General features: G+C 38.2%; 18 protein-coding genes. 4 read left to right on the plus strand and 14 right to left on the minus strand.

Features of this window, described 5'->3' with window-relative positions; genetic code table 11:
* Window positions 1-60 precede the first annotated feature (60 nt).
* Window positions 61-1,002 (minus strand): tyrosine recombinase XerC, encoded by a 942-nt coding sequence (locus ABS917_RS13940; RefSeq protein ID WP_350479552.1) that lies wholly within the window; start codon window positions 1,000-1,002, stop codon window positions 61-63.
* Between the two features lie 277 nt (window positions 1,003-1,279).
* On the opposite strand from ABS917_RS13940, the gene ABS917_RS13945 reads away from it, so the two are divergent.
* A complete protein-coding gene (locus tag ABS917_RS13945; protein WP_350479553.1) occupies window positions 1,280-2,701 on the plus strand; it encodes a sugar phosphate isomerase in 1,422 nt (473 codons plus the stop codon).
* Window positions 2,702-2,754: 53 nt separating this feature from the next.
* Here the strand turns inward: ABS917_RS13945 and ABS917_RS13950 are convergent, their stop codons facing one another.
* Window positions 2,755-3,159 (minus strand): hypothetical protein, encoded by a 405-nt coding sequence (locus tag ABS917_RS13950; protein ID WP_350479554.1) that lies wholly within the window; start codon window positions 3,157-3,159, stop codon window positions 2,755-2,757.
* 38 nt (window positions 3,160-3,197) lie between these two features.
* Window positions 3,198-4,067, minus strand: coding sequence for a tyrosine-type recombinase/integrase (locus ABS917_RS13955; RefSeq protein WP_350479555.1), 870 nt, complete (start codon window positions 4,065-4,067; stop codon window positions 3,198-3,200).
* Window positions 4,068-4,239: 172 nt separating this feature from the next.
* Here ABS917_RS13955 and ABS917_RS13960 point away from each other — a divergent pair, with 172 nt between their 5' ends.
* Window positions 4,240-5,040: an enoyl-CoA hydratase/isomerase family protein gene (locus tag ABS917_RS13960; protein ID WP_350479556.1), complete on the plus strand. Its 801-nt coding sequence runs from the start codon at window positions 4,240-4,242 to the stop codon at window positions 5,038-5,040.
* Window positions 5,041-5,080: 40 nt separating this feature from the next.
* Here the strand turns inward: ABS917_RS13960 and ABS917_RS13965 are convergent, their stop codons facing one another.
* From ABS917_RS13965 to ABS917_RS13990, 6 genes are all read right to left on the minus strand, one after another.
* Window positions 5,081-5,782 (minus strand): FadR/GntR family transcriptional regulator, encoded by a 702-nt coding sequence (locus ABS917_RS13965; protein WP_350479557.1) that lies wholly within the window; start codon window positions 5,780-5,782, stop codon window positions 5,081-5,083.
* Window positions 5,783-5,798: 16 nt separating this feature from the next.
* Window positions 5,799-7,067 carry a TRAP transporter large permease gene (locus ABS917_RS13970; RefSeq protein WP_350479558.1) on the minus strand — a complete coding sequence of 423 codons (1,269 nt, stop codon included), beginning with the start codon at window positions 7,065-7,067 and terminating at the stop codon, window positions 5,799-5,801.
* Window positions 7,067-7,534 carry a TRAP transporter small permease gene (locus tag ABS917_RS13975; RefSeq protein WP_350479559.1) on the minus strand — a complete coding sequence of 156 codons (468 nt, stop codon included), beginning with the start codon at window positions 7,532-7,534 and terminating at the stop codon, window positions 7,067-7,069. Before ABS917_RS13975 ends, ABS917_RS13970 begins: the two co-directional genes overlap by 1 nt.
* 15 nt (window positions 7,535-7,549) lie before the next feature.
* Window positions 7,550-8,530 carry a TRAP transporter substrate-binding protein gene (locus ABS917_RS13980; protein ID WP_350479560.1) on the minus strand — a complete coding sequence of 327 codons (981 nt, stop codon included), beginning with the start codon at window positions 8,528-8,530 and terminating at the stop codon, window positions 7,550-7,552.
* Between the two features lie 11 nt (window positions 8,531-8,541).
* Window positions 8,542-9,906, minus strand: a complete 1,365-nt coding sequence (locus ABS917_RS13985) for an FAD-binding oxidoreductase (protein WP_350479561.1) — start codon at window positions 9,904-9,906, stop codon at window positions 8,542-8,544.
* A gap of 163 nt (window positions 9,907-10,069) precedes the next feature.
* On the minus strand, window positions 10,070-10,870 hold the full coding sequence (locus tag ABS917_RS13990) for a nucleoside/nucleotide kinase family protein (RefSeq protein ID WP_350479562.1): 801 nt from the start codon (window positions 10,868-10,870) through the stop codon (window positions 10,070-10,072).
* A 165-nt stretch (window positions 10,871-11,035) separates the two neighbouring features.
* On the opposite strand from ABS917_RS13990, the gene ABS917_RS13995 reads away from it, so the two are divergent.
* Complete coding sequence (locus ABS917_RS13995) at window positions 11,036-12,199, plus strand: aminotransferase class I/II-fold pyridoxal phosphate-dependent enzyme (RefSeq protein ID WP_350479563.1); 1,164 nt, start codon at window positions 11,036-11,038, stop codon at window positions 12,197-12,199.
* Between the two features lie 45 nt (window positions 12,200-12,244).
* Here the strand turns inward: ABS917_RS13995 and ABS917_RS14000 are convergent, their stop codons facing one another.
* From ABS917_RS14000 to ABS917_RS14010, 3 genes are all read right to left on the minus strand, one after another.
* A complete protein-coding gene (locus ABS917_RS14000; RefSeq protein ID WP_350479564.1) occupies window positions 12,245-12,637 on the minus strand; it encodes a cysteine synthase in 393 nt (130 codons plus the stop codon).
* Between the two features lie 107 nt (window positions 12,638-12,744).
* Window positions 12,745-13,956 (minus strand): AI-2E family transporter, encoded by a 1,212-nt coding sequence (locus tag ABS917_RS14005; protein WP_350479565.1) that lies wholly within the window; start codon window positions 13,954-13,956, stop codon window positions 12,745-12,747.
* A 93-nt stretch (window positions 13,957-14,049) separates the two neighbouring features.
* The gene (locus ABS917_RS14010; RefSeq protein ID WP_350479566.1) at window positions 14,050-14,988 is read right to left on the minus strand and encodes an LCP family protein; all 939 of its coding nucleotides are present in this window, start codon (window positions 14,986-14,988) and stop codon (window positions 14,050-14,052) included.
* A gap of 285 nt (window positions 14,989-15,273) precedes the next feature.
* Between ABS917_RS14010 and msrA the strand changes: the two genes are divergently transcribed.
* Window positions 15,274-15,795, plus strand: coding sequence for a peptide-methionine (S)-S-oxide reductase MsrA (gene msrA, locus ABS917_RS14015; protein ID WP_350479567.1), 522 nt, complete (start codon window positions 15,274-15,276; stop codon window positions 15,793-15,795).
* A gap of 74 nt (window positions 15,796-15,869) precedes the next feature.
* Here the strand turns inward: msrA and ABS917_RS14020 are convergent, their stop codons facing one another.
* Both ABS917_RS14020 and recQ read right to left on the minus strand, forming a co-directional pair.
* Window positions 15,870-17,117: a helix-turn-helix domain-containing protein gene (locus ABS917_RS14020; protein ID WP_350479568.1), complete on the minus strand. Its 1,248-nt coding sequence runs from the start codon at window positions 17,115-17,117 to the stop codon at window positions 15,870-15,872.
* Window positions 17,118-17,392: 275 nt separating this feature from the next.
* Window positions 17,393-19,156 carry a DNA helicase RecQ gene (recQ, locus tag ABS917_RS14025; protein ID WP_350479569.1) on the minus strand — a complete coding sequence of 588 codons (1,764 nt, stop codon included), beginning with the start codon at window positions 19,154-19,156 and terminating at the stop codon, window positions 17,393-17,395.
* Window positions 19,157-19,281: the final 125 nt, after the last annotated feature.

The following is a 19,281-nucleotide window of genomic DNA, read 5'->3' on the forward strand; positions in this document are numbered from 1 at the left end:
AGTCGCCTATCCTGTTATATGTCTTCTATATTTATTTAGTTTACATAATATTATTATGAGTTATAAATTATTAAACGGATTGTTTTTAAGTACTTCCTGAATTTGTTCGTCTTCGATATGTGTATAGATTTGCGTTGTTGCAACACTGGAGTGGCCAAGAATATGCTGCAAAGTTCGAATGTCTGCTCCGGATTTATACATCATTGTAGCAGAAGTATGTCGAAGTTTATGCGGTGTCAGCTTTTCTTTCGGTGACTGGCTGTTGGCATTGATTTCTTTCACGATCCGTGCAATCGACTGTCTCGCAAAACGTGTGCCTTTTTGAGAAATGAACAGCGGTTCTTTTCCTTCCCCTTTATATGCATGCCGCTCCTGTAAATACTTATCTAATGCATTTATACACGCATCATTTAAATACACATGCCGTTCTTTATTCCCTTTCCCGATCACCGTCAGCATTCGGCCATTGATGGAATCGATATTGAGTGAACACAACTCGGAAACACGAATGCCGAGGTTCAGGAAAAAGACCATCATGCATTCATCGCGTGCACTGTACGACTGTGTCTGTACAGCACCGATAAAATCCTTTGCCTCATTATAGTTTAAATAAACCGGTTGGCGTCGGCCGATTTTTGGTGTTTCCAAATGCTCGGCCGGGTTTTCATCAATCAGACGGCGCTTCCCTTTTAAGTATTTAAAAAAGGCTTTTAATGTTGCTACTTTACGTGCACGGGCTGCTGAGGAATTGCCGCGCTGTACTTCGCAATATTCCATAAACAAATATAAGTCTTCCAGAGACACTTCTTTAATTTGATCGATTGTAATCTCAGAAATGTCGATTGTATGTAAACGGTCTAACGGAATATCTTCTTCGATCGCTTTTAGAAAACGCATGAACAAAATAAGATCATATTCATATTCTTTCCGGGTTCTTTGGGACTTTCCCGTAATCGTTGTTAAGTAGATCAGAAAATCACGCAAAAATTTCGGCAGCTTCATTTTCGTCCATTCCCCCTCTAATTAGCTCTTATTATAGCACAAAAAATGTTCCCAAATTTATATTTGGGAACATTATTGCTAATTTAAGAGATTTATGCGGTTTTTCGACAACAAAAGGAAACATATGTTCTCTTGTTGTAATTTCGCTCTCAGACGAAGTGAAATGTCGATTCGTGGATGATGACCCGTGTCGAATCGTCTGAACTCGATTTTTGTCGAAGCCCTTTTTGGTTAAATTTATCGAATTTTGGGAATAGATGTTCCAGGAGGTGAAAGGATGAATTCGCTAAAAACCCACTATGTTTTTTATTATCCTTTCAATTATCGACAGTACGATTTTGAAAAGTTACAGCAAGTATTAAAGCGCAACAAATTTTATCATTTTACAATCGATGAAGAGGAATTTAACGAGACACTTTACGGACCCGACATCAAAGTTTCCCCCCAATTGTTAACGCAATTCTTTTATCCTTTCATGGAAGAAAAATTATTGAATGACGAAATTTCAGTACGAAACTTTAACCGCTACTCGAAAAAAATCCAATGCGAAGGAAAAATGAAGACGGCATTCGATGAGGTGCCATTTACATTATTGAGCGCGGATATTAATCTTTGTCCATTTGGTATTGGAATTTTAGCGTTAAGAATTCAATTGGCAGATAATGTGGATATGAATGCCGCGTTATCATTCGGTCATTTTTTTAGAGTGTTGCGTCCGAAAATTGATGAAGAGCTAGGTACGGAAATTTATTACGACAATTTTGTTTTTAATAATACAGATGAATTATTATTAACAAAAATCGCCCCTTTTATAGAAAGTTATTTTGTTGATTATTCATCAATTCACAAAAACATAAGCAAAATTCCATTTTTCGAAGATGAGCGTATGTATGTCAGTGCTTTTTTTCATATGGGAGAAGACGCGGAAATCGACGAAAAATTACTGTATCGAGCAGGACAGTTAAATGGACGGGATAGCATAGGGGAACCTTATATTTCGAGTACAAATGAGGAGTATATCGAACGATTTGTCGAGGAACATTGCTATGAGAGATGGGCACCAAAATTTCATATTATTACGACATTGCAAGGCCATATTCACCTATCATCCGTAGATGAAAAAAGCATGTATAAATATTTAAACAGCTTTCACTCTGTCTCTTACTATACATTGCTCATCCATTATTTTTATAAACTAATGTTGTTAAAACTCGTTTTCGAACATAGTGAATTAAAGTTTTCAAAAGATAAGGATATTGTAAAGGAGTTAATCGAACAGATTACGAAGTTTGCATCGAGGTATTATTTTTCGGAGGTATCGGCACGGACAGAAGGGAAAGAAATTTCGCATTATTTCAGGAAAGTATTCCGAATTGACGGACTATACCGTGAGACGAAAGAAACGCTTGAAGAACTATACCGAATACAGGAAGACCGTTCAACTGACAGGTTAAATAAACTGATTTTTATTTTAACGATATTCAGTATGATTTCCGGTATATACGGAATGAACCTGGTCATAGAAATGCTGGCAGAGCCATTTAAAATATCCGAAATTTTTAGTTTCACTTTCTTTGAATGGATTGCACTCATTCTAATGGTTATCGGCTTACTCACGCTGGCACTGCTTATTTTAAATCAAGTTTATAAATATTCGGTTAGCTATTACGGTAAAATAAATAGGCGACGACAACGCTAAAGGGGATATGGGATGAGTCGATTGACTGTTCCCGTATCCCCTCTTTATAATAACTAGACAAATAGTGTGATTAGTTCCCCATCACGCTCGACTTTCCAGTTTGAAGAAAGCATCCTGCGAATTTGCTGTTCAGTAATTAGATCGACTTGTAACGATTGCAGACCGTTCCCTTCAGGTAGTAGTTCGTATTGGTCATCGGATATTTGGAATCGCATGCGCAGCAAGTTTTTCAAACCATTGATCGTTACAAATTTCACCTCATAGTTGCCTTCAAAAGCCTGTTCCATCTCTTCAGCGTTTTCATTCAATAAAATTTTCAAACTATCTGTATCTATGTTGAAAGTTTCTGTTAATAAATAAAGTTCATCATTTTCAATATAGTGTTTTACTTGTTTAAATGTATAAGGATGGGTTTTCAGTAATTCAATCGTATACGCTTCCATCATTGAAATTGCCATTATGTTCCCTCTCAATCTTTTAACATACCTATTATTTACTAGCCGTTTTTCGGAAATCGTTGTTCTCGTTCAAGCAAGACGCCTTTTCTTGCATAGCCGAACTGCTCGTACAAAACTTTCGGATCCTCGTTTTTTGTTAATAGTTTTTGAATTGCATGGTAGCGCATATTGGTAGCAGTTACTTTAAATTGGAGCTGTTCGGACATCGCTTTGAAAATCCGTTCGATCGTTTTGACGGTGACCGGCTCACCCATTTTATTGCCGACGCCGAGCCAAACATAGGGTGACTGCTCCGTTAGCGGCATAAATTCAATCGTGTGGCTTTTATAGTCCTCGAGCAGTTCAAGCAGTTTTTTAGAACACTGCAAAACACGGTAACTTTTCGAAGCCAGTACAATGATTTCACGCTTTTCAGCATGTATATGCTTCCATTCCATCCGCACGAGCTCTGCTGGTTTAATACCGAGTTCCGCAACGGTAAAAACAATGACGGTATTGCGTAATGCAAGCCATTCATGTTCCTCATTCAATGCAATTTCATACTGCTTCGGCCAATAGGCTAATGCCCGGTTGAATTGCTTTTCCTCCAGCACATTCAGTTCCGTTTCCTGCTTTGTTAACGGAGCAATGATATCTTCATTATATACGGAAATAACACCGCGCAGCTGTAAGAAAGTAAGAAAATGGCGAATGGATGCGAATTTGCGGTTGACTGAATTGAACGAAGAATACTTTTCCTGAATCATTTTTGAATAAAGTTGCAATGCTTCATTAATCTGATTTTCATGCTGAATGATCTCCGCGAATTGCTTTGCGTCCAATGTATATTGTTTCGTCGTATGGAAGGATTTATTTAATGACTTCAAATAAGCTGTAAACGCTTTAACATACGGTTGAATTTCTTCCACATTTTTCGCCCCTTTCTTTATATTGTATCATGCGAAGGGGTAAGATTTATACGGATTTCATACGCTAAATTGCTGAATATTCGATAAATTTACTTGAACCGTCCAGATTGCATGTTATTGTATATTGTTTCGTCTATAATGACTATGTATATATAGTTAAGGGGGACCATAAATGCAAGTACGTACGACAAGACTTGAAGCGGAAGAAGCGAAAATCATTTATCAGGAAACAGCGGGGCTCGCCATTATTACGATTCATCGCCCGCAACTAAAAAATGCATTGACGGCGAATATGTGGGATCGGCTTGCAAAAATTGCATTGCATACACTGGATAATCCGAAAAATAAAGTTCTGTTATTACGGGGTTCCGGCGAGAACTTTACAGCGGGCTCGGATATTAAAGAATTTAATTCGATTTCGCTGGAAAAAGCGGAAGAAGCCTTCGTGCATATGGAAAGAACGATTTCGACAATAGAAAACTTGCCGATCCCTGTGATCGGTGTCATTAACGGACCGGCTATGGGTGCTGGACTGGAGCTTGCCCTTGCATGTGATATTCGCATTGGCTCGGACAAAGCGAAAATGGGCATCCCTGTCGGTAAACTCGGCATCACGTTGAATAATAAATTCGCCAAGCGTTTAGTCGATTTGGTCGGCCCATCCGCAACGAAGGATTTTGTATTTACAGGACGCATGTATAAAGCAGAAGAAGCGTTTAAAGCTGGAATGCTCAATTATTTAGTTGCTGAAAAAGATCTAAACCGTTTTGCAATCCGTATGGGTAAGCTTGTTGCCGGTATGTCACCGGATTCTTTATTGGCAGTAAAACGTTCGGTTAAGGAATGTGTGGATTCAGCCCCTGCTTTATGGGAAGAATCAACACCGTTTGTTTCCGAAAGAGACTTTTCTGAAGGTGTCCGTGCATTTGTTGAAAAACGTCAGCCGGTGTTCACAAGACAGCTTTCAAAATAATAAAAAACTGCCTCCATCGCGAGAGGCAGTTTTTAATTGTTTAGATCGATAATTCGGATAGTTCTTGTCTGATCGTTCGAATATGGCTCTCCATCAAGACTTTTGCCCGCTCGTTTTCCCCGCGGCTAATTGCAATAAATATCGCACGGTGTTCTTCTAAAGTACGGGCAAAATTTTCTTGAGAGGATAGTCGATGTTTTCTTGTTACTTCAATCGTACTTCGCATATGGGGTGCTAATGACGAAATTAGTTCAGCAAGCACACTGTTATTCGCGGCTGCTGCTATTGCCATATGGAAATCCAAATCGGCTTGTATCCCGACTTCTTCATCGTCGGTATTTTTCATCGCTTCCAATGTACGCGCCATTTTTTCAATATCTTGTCCTGTTGCACGTAATGCAGCAAGTGCAGCACATTGAGACTCTAAGATTAGACGTAATTCGAGCATTTCATACAATGTCGTCTGGTCTGTTTTTAATACAACGCTTGTCAATTGCTGCTGAACGGTCTGGTTTGTTTTGTTTTTAACAAAAGTTCCATCACCATGGCGAATTTCGACAAAATCGCTTAGCTCCAGTAGTCGGAGTGCTTCGCGTATAGATGTCCGGCTGACACTATATTTTGCTGATAGCTCGCGTTCCGGAGGCAATTTATCTCCAACGTTTAATATACCGGAAGTAATGTCGGACTGAATTTTCTGAAATATAATTTCGTACACTCTTTGCTTATTAGTGGAAGTCACTTTCTTCACACCTTTACTATTTTACTAAAAATAAACTTAAGGCCGGAACAAATGAAATAATGAGTACACATACAACCATTACAATGATAAATGGAACGATGGCACGCATGACTCCTTCAAATTTTGTTCCTGCAATTTTATTTGCCACAAATAAGTTTAATCCGACTGGAGGCGTAATGTACCCAATTGCCAAATTCACAATCATAATAATACCGAAATGCACTAGATCCAAACCCAGTGCGGTAGCAACCGGTGCTAAAATCGGAGTTAATATTAAAATCGCTGCCGCTGTTTCCATAAAGGTACCGACAATAAGCAAAATTAAATTAATGATGAGCAATGCAATAATCCAATTATCCGTAATGCCGAGTAATGCTTCCGTAATTTGCATAGGTATACGTTCGCGTGTCAAATAGTAGGCAAAAATTGAAGCCCCGGCAATAATAAAGAGAATTGTTGCGCTCATAATCGTTGCCGATGAGAAAATGTGATATAAATCTTTCATTGAAATTTCTCGGTAAATAAATACCCCGACGATCAATCCGTAAACGACCGCAACGAGCGCTGCTTCTGTTGCCGTAAATATACCGCTATAAATGCCGCCTAAAATAATGACAGGCATTAATAGAGCTAAAATCGAATCTTTGAAGGCAATGAAAAACTCTTTGAAATTATATTTTTCACCACCACCATATCCTTGCATTATGGAAATAATATAAACAAGAATCAATAGTGCAACTGTTACAAAAATACCCGGGATAATACCGGCCAAAAACAGGTCGCTAATCGAAACACCTGCTGTTACGCCAAACAATACGAGTGGTACACTTGGAGGAATAATAACACCAATTGTTCCCCCGGCAGCTTGAATGGCTGTGGAAAAGTTTTTATCATAGCCTTTTTTCACCATAGCCGGTATCATAATCGCTCCGACAGCTGCCGTTGTTGCAGCCGCACTCCCGGATAATGCCGCAAAAAAGGCACAGGCAACAATGGAAACGAGTGCCAAGCCTCCGCGAACCCGACCGAGCATTACTTCTGCCAGGTGAATCAAACGACGGGAAATTCCACCTGACTCCATCAGCTTACCGGCTAATAGGAAAAATGGTACCGCAAGTAATGGAAATGAATCAATAGAATTAAACATACGCTGGAAAATTGCCACAATGGGCATTTCGCTTTGCGTCACAAAAAATAGTGTTGCCGCCATTGCAAGCGCAATTGCAATCGGTACATTAATAAAAATTAATGCTAGTAAAACAACGAAAAGAATAATATCTGCCATTAGGATAATTCTCCTTTCAGTTGTTTAATCGTTACATGAAACAGATTCACAACGAGAATTACCCCACTGATCGGAATAACGGAATATACAATCCCCATCGGAACTTGCAATACAGCTGATGGCTGATCCATCACTCTCATCGACAGCTCATACCCTTTTATGACCATTAACACGAAAAACACTAAACATACTGCTGCAGCAAGCACAATCAAAACTTGTTTCAATATGCCTGCTGTGCGATCAACGAAAAGTTCCATTCCGATATGTGCGCGTTTGGCCAATGCATACGCAGCACCTAAAAAGGTCATCCAAATCATTGAGTACCGTGACAGTTCTTCGGTCCATGCAATGGAATAGTTGAAAAAGCGCAATGTAATTTGGCAAAATACAGATACGACAAGCACAACCATTAAAGCAATCAATACAATATGTACAACTTTATTAATCCCTTCTACTAATTTCATCATATTCTTTCTCCCATCCTACTGCTCACTTAAAATACGCTGCAATAATTGTTGATTTTCTGCACGATCGTATACTTTCATAATTTTTTCTCGGAATGCACCTGTATCAACTTCTTCAACAATTTCCATTCCGTTTTCCTCTAGTCGCTGAAGTGCCATTTTCTCCATCTCGACAACAAGTTGGCGTTCATAGACACCGATTTTTTCGCCTTCTTCCATGACAATTTGACGAAGATCCTCCGGCAAGCGGTTATATGCATTTTCACTCAACATAAATACTGCAGATGAATAGGCATGACTCGTTAAAGTCATATAATGCTGGTTGGCATCGTAAAGTTTGTAGCTGTCAATTACTAGAATAGGATTTTCCTGTCCATCCACTACTCCGGATTGAAGTGCTGTCAATGCTTCTGTCCAAGCCATTGGAGAAGGTGTTACACCTAGTTCATTAAAGGCAGAAATGAAAACTTTATTTTCCTGTACCCGTAGTGATAATCCTTCCAGATCTTCAGGTGTCGCAACCGGTTTTATGCTGTTTGTAACATGACGGAAACCATTTTCCCCCCAAGACAAACCGACGATTCCGATTTCACGTAATTGGGCAAATAAATCTTCACCAATTTCTCCTTCCAAAATATTAACGGCCGCTTCACGGTCATTAAATAAAAACGGTAAATCGAGTACAGCAAAATCTTTTACAAAGTTCATGATCGGACCTGATGTTGAAACGACAAGGTCTACTGAACCTAACATGGCTCCTTCAATCAACTCTCGCTCAGCACCGAGCTGGCTAAGCGGAAAAGTCTCGATAATTACGCGGCCATCTGTTCGTTCTTCCACCCGCTCTTTTAACTCTTGCATCGCCAATTCAAACGGATGATCTGCTGCCAGAGAATGCCCGGCATATAACACATACTGCTCTTTTTCATCTGAGGTGGAGCAAGCGGATAAAAACATGCTCCCTAACATCAGCCCAACGATATATATTATTTTTTTCATCTTTTAATCCCCTAATCAATAAAAATTTTGCCAGGATTCATAATGTTGTTTGGATCGAGTACCCGCTTAATCTCTTTCATCAAATTATAGGCAAGTCCGTGTTCCTGTTGTTGGTACTTGGCCTTGCCGACCCCTACACCATGTTCGCCGGTACAAGTTCCTCCTAATGAAAGCGCATATTCAACAACATGCTCATTCAATTCTCTTGCTCTTGCAATCTCTTCTTTACTGGCAATATCAACCATTAGTAAAATATGATAATTGCCATCTCCTACATGCCCGACAATCCCCGCGTCAATCTGCATACTTTCAATTTTATCGCGGGAATTCTGAATTGCATCAGGTAATGAATTTATCGGCACGACGACATCTGTAGACATAAGTCGTTTCCCCGGCGCGGAATGAATGTATGTATAGGCCAAGTTATGACGAAGCTCCCATAATTGGTTACGTGCACGTTCATCCTGTTCAAATGCTAGCTCGATACAGCCATTGTCATTCAATAATTCAGACGCAAAAACGATATCTGACTGCAAACCTGCCTCATTTCCATGGAACTCCAAAAATAATGTCGGCGTTTCGGCAAAGGTTGTACCGGAAGCGAAGTTTACTTGTTCAATACTGCGCTTATCGACAAGTTCAATGCGTGCCATTGGAATTCCGGCTTGTTTTAATGAAACGACAGCATCAACCGCTTGTTGGACCGTCACAAATGTAGCGCGGCCGGCAACAATTTTTTCAGGAATCCCGTAAACTCGTAATGTTAATTCAGTGATGACTCCGAGTGTTCCCTCAGAACCGACCATTAAACCATTCAAGTGATAGCCTGAAGAAGATTTCGCAGCCAATCCCCCAGTATGGATCACATCCCCATTTGCTAAAACAACTTCTAAATCACGGACCTGATCACGCATGATACCGTAACGTACAGAAGTAGTTCCACTCGCATTGGTCGCAGCCATCCCGCCTAATGTCGCATCGGCACCTGGATCAACAGAGAAGAATAAGCCGTATTTTTTTAATTCTTTATTAAGCTGGCTGCGTGTTACACCTGGTTGGACCTTTACAAGAAAATCATCCGGTCGTACTTCCAATACGGCATTCATAAGCGATAAATCTAGGGAGATTCCGCCTTGATAAGGAATTACATGTCCTTCTAAACTAGTACCTAGCCCAAATGGTACTACTGGAATTCGCTGTTCATTTGCGAGGGCAACAATTATACTGACTTCCTCAGCTGTTTTCGGAAATACGACAACATCCGGTAAATGCGGCTCATGATACGATTCGTCTTTTCCGTGTTGAGTACGTAGCACTTCATTCGTTGTTACTTGCTCATGTGATAATAGTTGCTGCAGTTTTTCAATGTAATTCAATTCAGTTCCTCCTAACTATTGTTGTTGGACCTTTGGAGATTTGGTCCAACCAACTCTTAATAATAAGAATATATTTATTTTTCTGAAAATACAAACTATTTATTTTTTGTACAATGTTTTCCATTAAAAAGAGCTGACATAAAGTTGTCAGCTCCGGATAAACTTATTTAATTCCTTTAATTTGAATATGAATCGTTTCGGGTTCAATGCCGAAATGCAATGAAAAATCGTCCGCAATTTCCTTCTGAAGATTATATAAAAAGTTTGGTACAACATAGGCAACTGGTGATTTTAAATAAAGTCCAATTGTCATTTGGGGTACGCCGTCTGTTTGAATATTGGCTATTTCGAATTTAGCCAGATTATCCTGCTTTTCAAGTACATGGTCCAACACATCGGTAAATACATTTCTAGAAATATAAACACTATTTTGATGAAAATCAGGCTGTACAATAGTCGTTTCTCCAAGCTTAACTTGTGAGGAAGAGAAAATTTCCTTCCCCCGTTGAATAAGGCGTTTGAAAAAATTCTGTTCTACTTGGCGGTACGGAACAGGCATAACATGTTTGCCCTGAATTTCCCGTACATATTTGGCAATGCGAATTTCCTTTTCCGTTCGAATATTATGGACATAATGAAATTCATCGATTTCCCCAAGCTGTAACCGAGCTGCAATTCTTTTCGTCATTTTGTCGGATGTGCCGATCAGTAGAATGGACTTCACCTCATGGGAGCTAATCGCCTCCGATATTTCCGCTTTATGTATGTCATCATCCAAAATGGCGCGGCGCACTGCTTTTAACGTATTCTTCTCAAATTTAGCGGATGTCCCAGCGGCTTTTTCACCGTTTATGATTAATATACCGTCATCAATGATGGCCTCAATTCCGTTGTCATGTGCGAATTGTAAAGCACTCGTACTCTTCCCTGTCCCACTTGGCCCGCTTAATGAATAGATTTTCATTCTACACCTCTTAATTATTTATTTTCCAGTACCTATATTGCTATTCCACTACGGTTTCGTGCTTTATGTAGTGAATTAATTCTCTTTTCTGATTTCATCCCCATTATACGTGATGTGTGTGATAAAATGGTGCTTACAATTGAAAGTTTTAAGGAGTGTTAAAGATTGAATATCCAACCGTCTAAAAAAATGTCATTATTTGTGCCGGCTATATTTGGTGACTTAAAAAAACATGCTAAATTGCAAGAGCAAAAAGGAATGGAACTCATTGATTTAAGCCTTGGTAGCCCTGATATTGCTCCGGCAGAGAATTTACGCCAAAAAATGTCCGAGCTTACGGCACTCTCGTCTTCTTACGGCTATACTTTAACGGGTATTCAAACATTCAATGAAGCGGTATGTCGCTATTATAAACGAGTAAACAATGTTGAGTTAGATCCGGAATCTGAAGTTGTCCAAACAATTGGCTCCCAGGAAGGTTTAGTCCATTTGCCAGTAGCATTCTGCGATCCTGGAGATATTGTACTTACTACAAACCCGGCATATGTCGCATATGATGCAGGAATTCATTTGGCAGGTGCAACACCTTACTATATGCCCCTTACAAAGGAAAATCAGTATTTGCCGGATTTAACAGCCATTCCAGAAGAGATTCGCCAAAAAGCAAAATTACTAATTTTAAACTTACCGGGTAACCCGGTACCAGCCATGCCATCGATAGCATATTTTGAAGAAGTCGTGGCATTCGCGAAAAAGTATAATATTATCGTTCTGCATGATGCGGCCTATTCCGAATTTTACTTTAAGGGAGATGCCCCAATCAGCTTCCTTGCAACACCAGGTGCGAAAGAAGTCGGTCTGGAAATAAACTCCTTATCAAAAAGCTTCAGTCTTGCTGGTACTAGAATTGCTTACATAGTTGGAAATGCAGAATTAGTCGGGATTATGAAACAGCTGAAATCGAACTTGGATTTTGGTATTTTCGAACCGATACAGCAAGTAGCTGCTTTAGCGTTGGACAATGCCGAGCAGGTTACAAATGTTCTAAGAGAAACCTTCTCTATCCGTCATAAAACACTTATGGAAGGCTTAACATCGATCGGCTGGGAAGTTGCACCGAGTGATGGCGGGATGTTTGTATGGGCAAAATATCCGTATGATATTAAATGCATCGACTTTGCTTATAAAGCAATCGAACAAACAGGTGTCGTTATGGTGCCGGGTACGGTATTTGGCACAGCCGGCGAAGGTTATATGCGTCTCGCATTAGTGCAGCCTGTCGAACAATTACAAGAAGCTGTTAAAAGACTTTCTACAATAAAACTATAAACAAAAAGGCGTTGCTGTATATAAGTATCAGCATCGCCTTTTCTTTTATTCAATGGTGCTATACGTAATAACACCTTTTTCTTCGATTTCCACACCATCTAAAAACACAACGGTCGTTTGCAAGATGAGCTGTTCATCTTTTCCGCATACCCAGCGCTCGTCTGGAATAATTTCGAATGGAATAATTTCGCCATCTTTTGATCGAATCCCGCCAACTAGCTGAAACGAGTGTTTCCCGACAATCGATAATTCGCCGTCCATTTCTTCACAAAGAACTTTTAATGAAATGTAATCAATTTTATCCTCTTCGTCTTCTGTAAGTGTTGTCACATAAACGGAACCGTTTAATATGTCACCTTCTACAAGCTCCGTCTTTTCAATGACGGTTTCAACCTTCACGCCATTCTCTTCTAGTGATGTTAGCCATTTGCTTAACATGTATACTCCTCCATTTAAATATGTAATTGGTAAAAGATTTTAAAAAGGGAGCATGTTAAAAGTTTTCGCTTTTAACATACCCCATCTTTACAATTTCCTGTTTAATCTTATTTCAATTCTTCATACAGGTTCGTCTCGTCTGACTGGAAACGATTGTAGCGTTCCTTAAAGAGTCGATACGTATGGGAAATGAGAACTTTTATTAAAGCATAACCAGGAATACCTAGCACGACACCTGGAACTCCAAATATAGCTCCAGCTGTTAATAATACAAAAATAATCGTAATAGGATGGATACTTAATGATTTACCCATAATTTGAGGGGAAATAAACTTTCCTTCGATTAATTGTACAATTGTCCATACAATAGCTAACTTTACTAACAGCCATGGTGAATTTACAATCGCAATAATGGCTGCAGGTGTAGCTGCGATGGCCGGTCCCAAATATGGAACAACACTTGTGATCATCGCGAGGAAGCCAAGTAATAGAGCGTACGGCATTCCGATAATTAAAAAGCCGATTGTCATCATGACACCAATACAAAACGATACTAAAATCTGGCCTTGTATGTAGGAGCTAATTTGCTTGTCCATATCATGCAATACATTTCCGATTCGCTCACGCATACGTGGCGGAAATAGGAGTAATATGAAGCGCGGCATTTTCTCGCCTTCATATAATAAATAAAATGTAATAAACGGCACTATTACGAGCGATAAAATGATACCAGTAACTGTTGATAGGAAACCTGTTATCCCAGTAGCCACACCAGTGGCTAAACTGCCTAAAGTTACTTTTACCGTTGTGATAAAACTATCCGTAAAGTCCGTTAAAATCTGATTGTAGTCAAAGTTGATCTTTTCAAAATACTCGCTGAAATGAGAGTTATTTAAAAAGGCTAATAGATCATTGGCAAGCGCCATTAAAACAACAGGAAATTCTTGCACTAAGTTTGTAAACTGATCACGTAAAAACGGGAAAACAAGTAAAACAAGTAAAGTGATCAGTGCTACGACTACAATATACAAAATTAGAATCGCTAATGCCCGCGGCACTTTCCATCTCACTAAAAGCTTCAATGGCGGGCGTAATAAGTAAAACAAGATGACCCCTAGTACACCGGGCAGTATGATGACTTCAAATAATACATGTAACGGTTCGAATATAAAGGAAATTTTATCGTACACGAATACCGTACAGCCAACTAATAAGATGATCACTAATAAGAATAATAAATTTTTACCACCTAAGAATCGAATAAATTTAGAAGAGAAAAATTTAGACGTTTCCTGGGGTAATGAATTCACTTTATTCATTTCATTTTTTCTCTCCAATAGACCACCTCAATGTTTCAACAATATTTAATTTATACTTTATTTTAGCATGAATAACCAATGTACATATAATGCTTACTCGTTTAAATTTAAAAAATCATGTAAAATTTGCGAATTTTTCGCAACATCGATTTCCAGTACTTCCCCGGCGTGTCGGTAATTGTTAATTTTGTAAGTACCCTCTGCTGGAATCGTCATTTTTTCAACGTTGATTTCCCCGCCTGATACGGCTTTTAATGCAGTTGTCAGCTGGTCTTTGCTAGTTAAATCTGTCGTAATGTAACCTTGAGTAGCACCGATGAATTTAGGTATATTCGCTACATTTTTTGCAGAAAATAGCTGATCCTTTAAAGCTTCAATTACTTTTTGCTGACGGGCTACACGTCCAAAATCACCTTCAGCATCACTACGGAAACGGGCATAGCCGAGCAATTCTTTACCGTTAAGATTCTGAATACCTTTTTTAAGTTCAACATAGATTAATCCGCCCATGTCTTTTTCAACATCCATTTCAATACCGTTTGGAGCTAAAATATCAATTAATGTTTCAAAGCTTTTAAAATCAATCATGGCATAATGGTGGATTGGTATATCGAACATATTATTTAACGTTTCCTGAAGTAACGGTACCCCACCTAAATAGTAGGCAGTATTCAGTTTATATGATTGATAACCAGGTATGTCAGCATAAATATCACGCATAAAAGAGACGAGCTTCATATCATTCGTTTTTCTGTTCCAAGAAAGAAGCATCATCGTATCGGAACGCGATTTTTCTTCACCTCGAGTATCAACACCTAATATTAAATAATTTTCTATAGTCGGATGATTATCATCTGGTTCAAAACCTTTTACTTCAATTTTTTTATCGCTTGCCAAATCCTTCCCCTTATTATATTGGACATAGCTATATCCAATTACACTTAAAAGTAAAAGAAATACAATTACGAATAGTACCCGGCCTTTACGCATTTTTTTCTTTCGATAGCGGGTTTGTCGCGTCTGTTCTTCCATTCCTACAACTTCCTTTCTATTTCTGTGAAGTTTAGACGATTTACATTAAATTTAGTTTCAAATTACTTATAGTATACCATTTTATGCACATTTTCTTCCTAACTAATGAAATGTCCGCATATCTTTTTTCTTTATTTTTATTACGCAACAGAATATTATATGCTATTAAAAGATTAATAAATTGAATGTCATTCTTATCCATGTTAGAATACAGCATATTTAACAGCTTTATTGAAGTAAAGTACAGGTTGAATATGTTTACTGGTTTATGAGGAGTGATTCAAAATGGAAAAGGCAACATTTGCAGGTGGTTGTTTTTGGTGTATGGTCAAACCTTTTGATCAATGGGAAGGCATCGGAAAAGTAACGAGCGGTTATATGGGTGGTCATGTGGAAAACCCTACATATGAAGATGTAAAGCGTGGAGAATCTGGACATGTGGAAGTTGTCGAGATTGAATTTAACCCTGAGATTTTCAGCTATGAAAAACTCTTGGATATATACTGGATGCAAATCGATCCGACAGATGCTGGCGGACAGTTCCACGATCGCGGCGAGTCTTACAAAACAGTGATTTTTACGCATAGCGCTGAACAGTATGCGGCTGCATTGCAGTCCAAGAAAAATCTGGCGGAAAGTGGACGTTTTAAAAAGCCGATTGTTACTGAAATTAAACAGGCGGAAACTTTTTGGCCAGCAGAAGACTACCACCAGGATTATTACAAAAAAGAAGAATCTCATTATCAAGAAGACCGTGCAAAATCCGGGCGCGATGAGTTTATTGATGCTCACTGGAAAGAAAGCTAATATTTCTGCATATTAAGAGACGTACCATTCGATATTTCGAGCGGTACGTTCTTTTTTGTATTGTGCTATTGAAGTTAAATGAATATTTCATTGAAAGCTTTGTAAATAAATTTTTTGTAAATCGTCTCGGGAAAGTCCTCTACGCCATTTTTCGCGAAAATGATATCACGTTTTGCGGCAACTTCATCCTTTTCATAGTAAGAAGCTAATGCCCGTATAGCAAAGAATTGATAATATTTAGCTAAATCAATGGGATGGTGTAAGTAGTCAGGAATGGTTAAAGCAGTACCGATTTGGAGTGCTTTCGAGTAGTTTTCTAATTTAAATTCCGCATACATCTCTTCACCGATGAAGATAGGATTTTTAAATAAAAATAAGTAATCCTGGAGTTTTGTTTTATAATGGCCAATTTCCGGAACGATTTGTGCGTATTTCTTTTCAACGATGTTCATATAATGCAGCTTGCTGTATAAATAACGTACAGATATCGTTGGATCGTCAGCAAACTCCGATAAAAGCATTAATTTATCTATGTACTCTTTGCTCTTGTTAATATCCTCATTCGCAATCGATTGAATAAACAACAAATGATAAAAGCGATCCATACGATAAAATATTTGCTTCTTTTTGGCCATGTTTAATGCCTTTTTTAAATAGTGTTGCGACATTCTAATATTATCAACTGCTGAATAGGAAATCGTTAAATTATAGTACAAATCAAGAATTACCATTGGGTCCATCATCAGTTCATATGGTTCGATACGTTTTTCTCCTTGCTTTAAAATAGCTAATGTTTCATTGTAATTACGCTGTTCGATCGCAGCCTGGCATAAATAAAAATAGCAACGAAGCATTCGGCTATATGCATGGATTTCTTCGTACTGATCAATAAACTTCCAATATTCGTCGAGTGATTTGGCTTTGTTAATCGTACGATTCATTAAAAAATAAACTTCTCTTATACGAATTTGTTCATAGTTTGTGCCTTGAATTTCCGATAAATAAGGTTCAATTTTTTCGATTATTTTAATCGTAAGTGATTGGAGCTCTTCATGGTCGCGTATGAGTTCTCTACGCTCTACATCTTCTTCGATTGTAGTATACAAGTTTCTGAGCATTGAGAGTGTGCCGTCATCCAGCAGATAATCGACATCGACATTTAATCTTTTCGCAATAAAACGAAGACTTTCCATTGAAGGCTGTGCTTTACCGTTCTCAATTAAACTTAGCATACCTTTCGTTAAACGTTCCCCTACTAACTCGGTTTGAGTTAATCTTTTCTGTTTCCTCAGCTTTTTGATGCGTTCTCCTAGTATATTCAATATTTCACCTACACTTCTTAACTGAATATTCTTATTAAACTATGAATACAGAATTTTTACAATATATTAACTTAAAGTTTAATGACTTAAACTATAAAATAGTTAAAAAAGAATGTACTGCACTTGGCAATACATTCCTTTAGTATAGTAAGATAGCAAATTTAATGAGTAAATTGAATTTAATCACTAAAAATATTTTATTAAAACAAAGTGGATATTTTTATAAAAAGTTTAATTTTGAGTAATTATCCATTCTGTAATTATTTAACATTATATTATGAATTTGCAATAATCGCCTCAATAAAAGTTTTACCGTATTTCTCTAATTTGCTCTCCCCTACACCACTGACCTCTAAAAATTGTGTACTGTTTTTAGGTTTACGGATACACATATCTTTTAATGATTTATCCGAGAAAACAACAAAAGGCGGAACTTTCTCCCGATCTGCAATTTCTTTCCGTATTTTACGAAGAATTTCGAATAGAGGATCGTTTGGCTCTACTGTTGATTCAATAATGCGTGCCTCTTTACGCAATACTTTTTTTTGACCAAGAAGTACTTCTTTACCTTCATCAGAAATGGATAATGTCGGGAACTGTCCATTATTTACGACTATCAGCTTTTCTGAAATTAAAAACTCGATAAAACTGGAAATCTCTTTCGCATTCATAGCACGTAAAATGCCATAAGTGGGCAACTTTTGGAAATTGAATTCAAGCACTTTCTTACTGCGAGAGCCAGCCAATACTGAAGCGGTTAATTGTTTACCGAATTTTTGCCCCATTCTTACGATACAGGACAATACTTTCTGTGCATCAGTTGTTACGTCCAGCTGCGGACGATTATCTGTGCAATTTGCACATCTGCCGCAATTTTGACCTGCCTCGTCTCCAAAATATTCAATAATATAGCTTTGTAAACAGCGCTCTGTATGACAGTAATCAATCATCGCATGCAGCTTTTGAAGTTCAAAAGGAATTCGAGAGCGATCTTGTGCCTGATCGATTAAGAAACGCTGCGTTTGTTCGTCGGAAGAGCTGTAAAGCAATATACACTCACTATCAAGTCCATCACGACCGGCACGGCCGGCCTCCTGATAATAGCTCTCCATATTACGAGGCATATTGTAATGAAGCACATAGCGTACATTTGTTTTATTGATTCCCATTCCAAAAGCATTTGTTGCGACCATTATTTGAACTTCATCATTTAAAAAGCGATTTTGCTCATATGTACGGTCTTCTTCAAACATACCACCATGATATTTTGCTACTGCAAAACCGGCTCTGTTCAGCATTTCATAGACGGCTTCCACTGATTTTCGAGTTGCTGCGTAAATAATCCCTGCTTCATTTTCATTTGCCTTCACATATTTTTTTATATAGGCTTCTTTGTTCTCTCCAAGTAAAACCGAAAATGATAAATTTTCACGTGCAAAGCCAGTAATGAATGTATTTTTCTTTTCGATTGAAAGAAGCTGTTGAATGTCTGCACTTACCTCTTCAGTAGCAGTTGCCGTCAATGCAATAACGGTCGGTTTCTTTTTCCATAAATGCAGCAGTTGCTGGATTGACCGGTAACTTGGACGAAAATCATGCCCCCACTGTGATATACAATGCGCTTCATCTATTGCCAATATTGGCACATTTATTCGAGAAAGTTCCATACAAAAGCGTTCATTTTCGAGTCGTTCCGGTGCGATGTAAAGCAATTTGATTTTACCGCTTTGTACACCATACATTACATCTTGCACTTCTTCATAACTTAGCGAACTATTAATATAAGCCGCTGGAATTCCACTGGATACAAGCATATCTACCTGGTCTTTCATAAGAGAGATCAATGGTGAAATTACGAGTGTTGTTCCTTCCATACACAATGCGGGTATCTGATAGCATAGGGATTTCCCGCCACCAGTCGGCATAATAACAAGCGTATCTTTGTTATCCAATACGTTATCGATAATTTGGGTTTGACCAGGACGGAAAGAGTCATAGCCAAAATTTGTTTTTAAATGTTGTAATGCTAGTGAAATCATAATCCCTCCTCAATAACTTCAATTTCTTTATTATACATGCAAATAAAAGTTCGTAAAAGTAACTTTAGTTTACATAATAAAATTATAGAACTATTTTTAAAAATGATGAACTATATGGATATATT

The sequence above is a fragment of the Solibacillus sp. genome, from assembly GCF_040273735.1.
GTDB lineage: Bacteria > Bacillota > Bacilli > Bacillales_A > Planococcaceae > Solibacillus.

Bases quoted from the DNA above. Each gene is read 5' to 3' on its own strand.
- ABS917_RS14005 (WP_350479565.1), bottom strand. From the start codon at position 13,956: ATGAATAAAGTGAATTCATTACCCCAGGAAACGTCTAAATTTTTCTCT.
- ABS917_RS14000 (WP_350479564.1), bottom strand. From the start codon at position 12,637: ATGTTAAGCAAATGGCTAACATCACTAGAAGAGAATGGCGTGAAGGTT.
- ABS917_RS13950 (WP_350479554.1), bottom strand. From the start codon at position 3,159: ATGGCAATTTCAATGATGGAAGCGTATACGATTGAATTACTGAAAACC.
- msrA (WP_350479567.1), top strand. From the start codon at position 15,274: ATGGAAAAGGCAACATTTGCAGGTGGTTGTTTTTGGTGTATGGTCAAA.
- ABS917_RS14010 (WP_350479566.1), bottom strand. From the start codon at position 14,988: ATGGAAGAACAGACGCGACAAACCCGCTATCGAAAGAAAAAAATGCGT.
- ABS917_RS13975 (WP_350479559.1), bottom strand. From the start codon at position 7,534: ATGATGAAATTAGTAGAAGGGATTAATAAAGTTGTACATATTGTATTG.
- ABS917_RS13945 (WP_350479553.1), top strand. From the start codon at position 1,280: ATGAATTCGCTAAAAACCCACTATGTTTTTTATTATCCTTTCAATTAT.
- ABS917_RS13980 (WP_350479560.1), bottom strand. From the start codon at position 8,530: ATGAAAAAAATAATATATATCGTTGGGCTGATGTTAGGGAGCATGTTT.
- ABS917_RS13990 (WP_350479562.1), bottom strand. From the start codon at position 10,870: ATGAAAATCTATTCATTAAGCGGGCCAAGTGGGACAGGGAAGAGTACG.
- ABS917_RS13940 (WP_350479552.1), bottom strand. From the start codon at position 1,002: ATGAAGCTGCCGAAATTTTTGCGTGATTTTCTGATCTACTTAACAACG.
- recQ (WP_350479569.1), bottom strand. From the start codon at position 19,156: ATGATTTCACTAGCATTACAACATTTAAAAACAAATTTTGGCTATGAC.
- ABS917_RS13960 (WP_350479556.1), top strand. From the start codon at position 4,240: ATGCAAGTACGTACGACAAGACTTGAAGCGGAAGAAGCGAAAATCATT.
- ABS917_RS13970 (WP_350479558.1), bottom strand. From the start codon at position 7,067: ATGGCAGATATTATTCTTTTCGTTGTTTTACTAGCATTAATTTTTATT.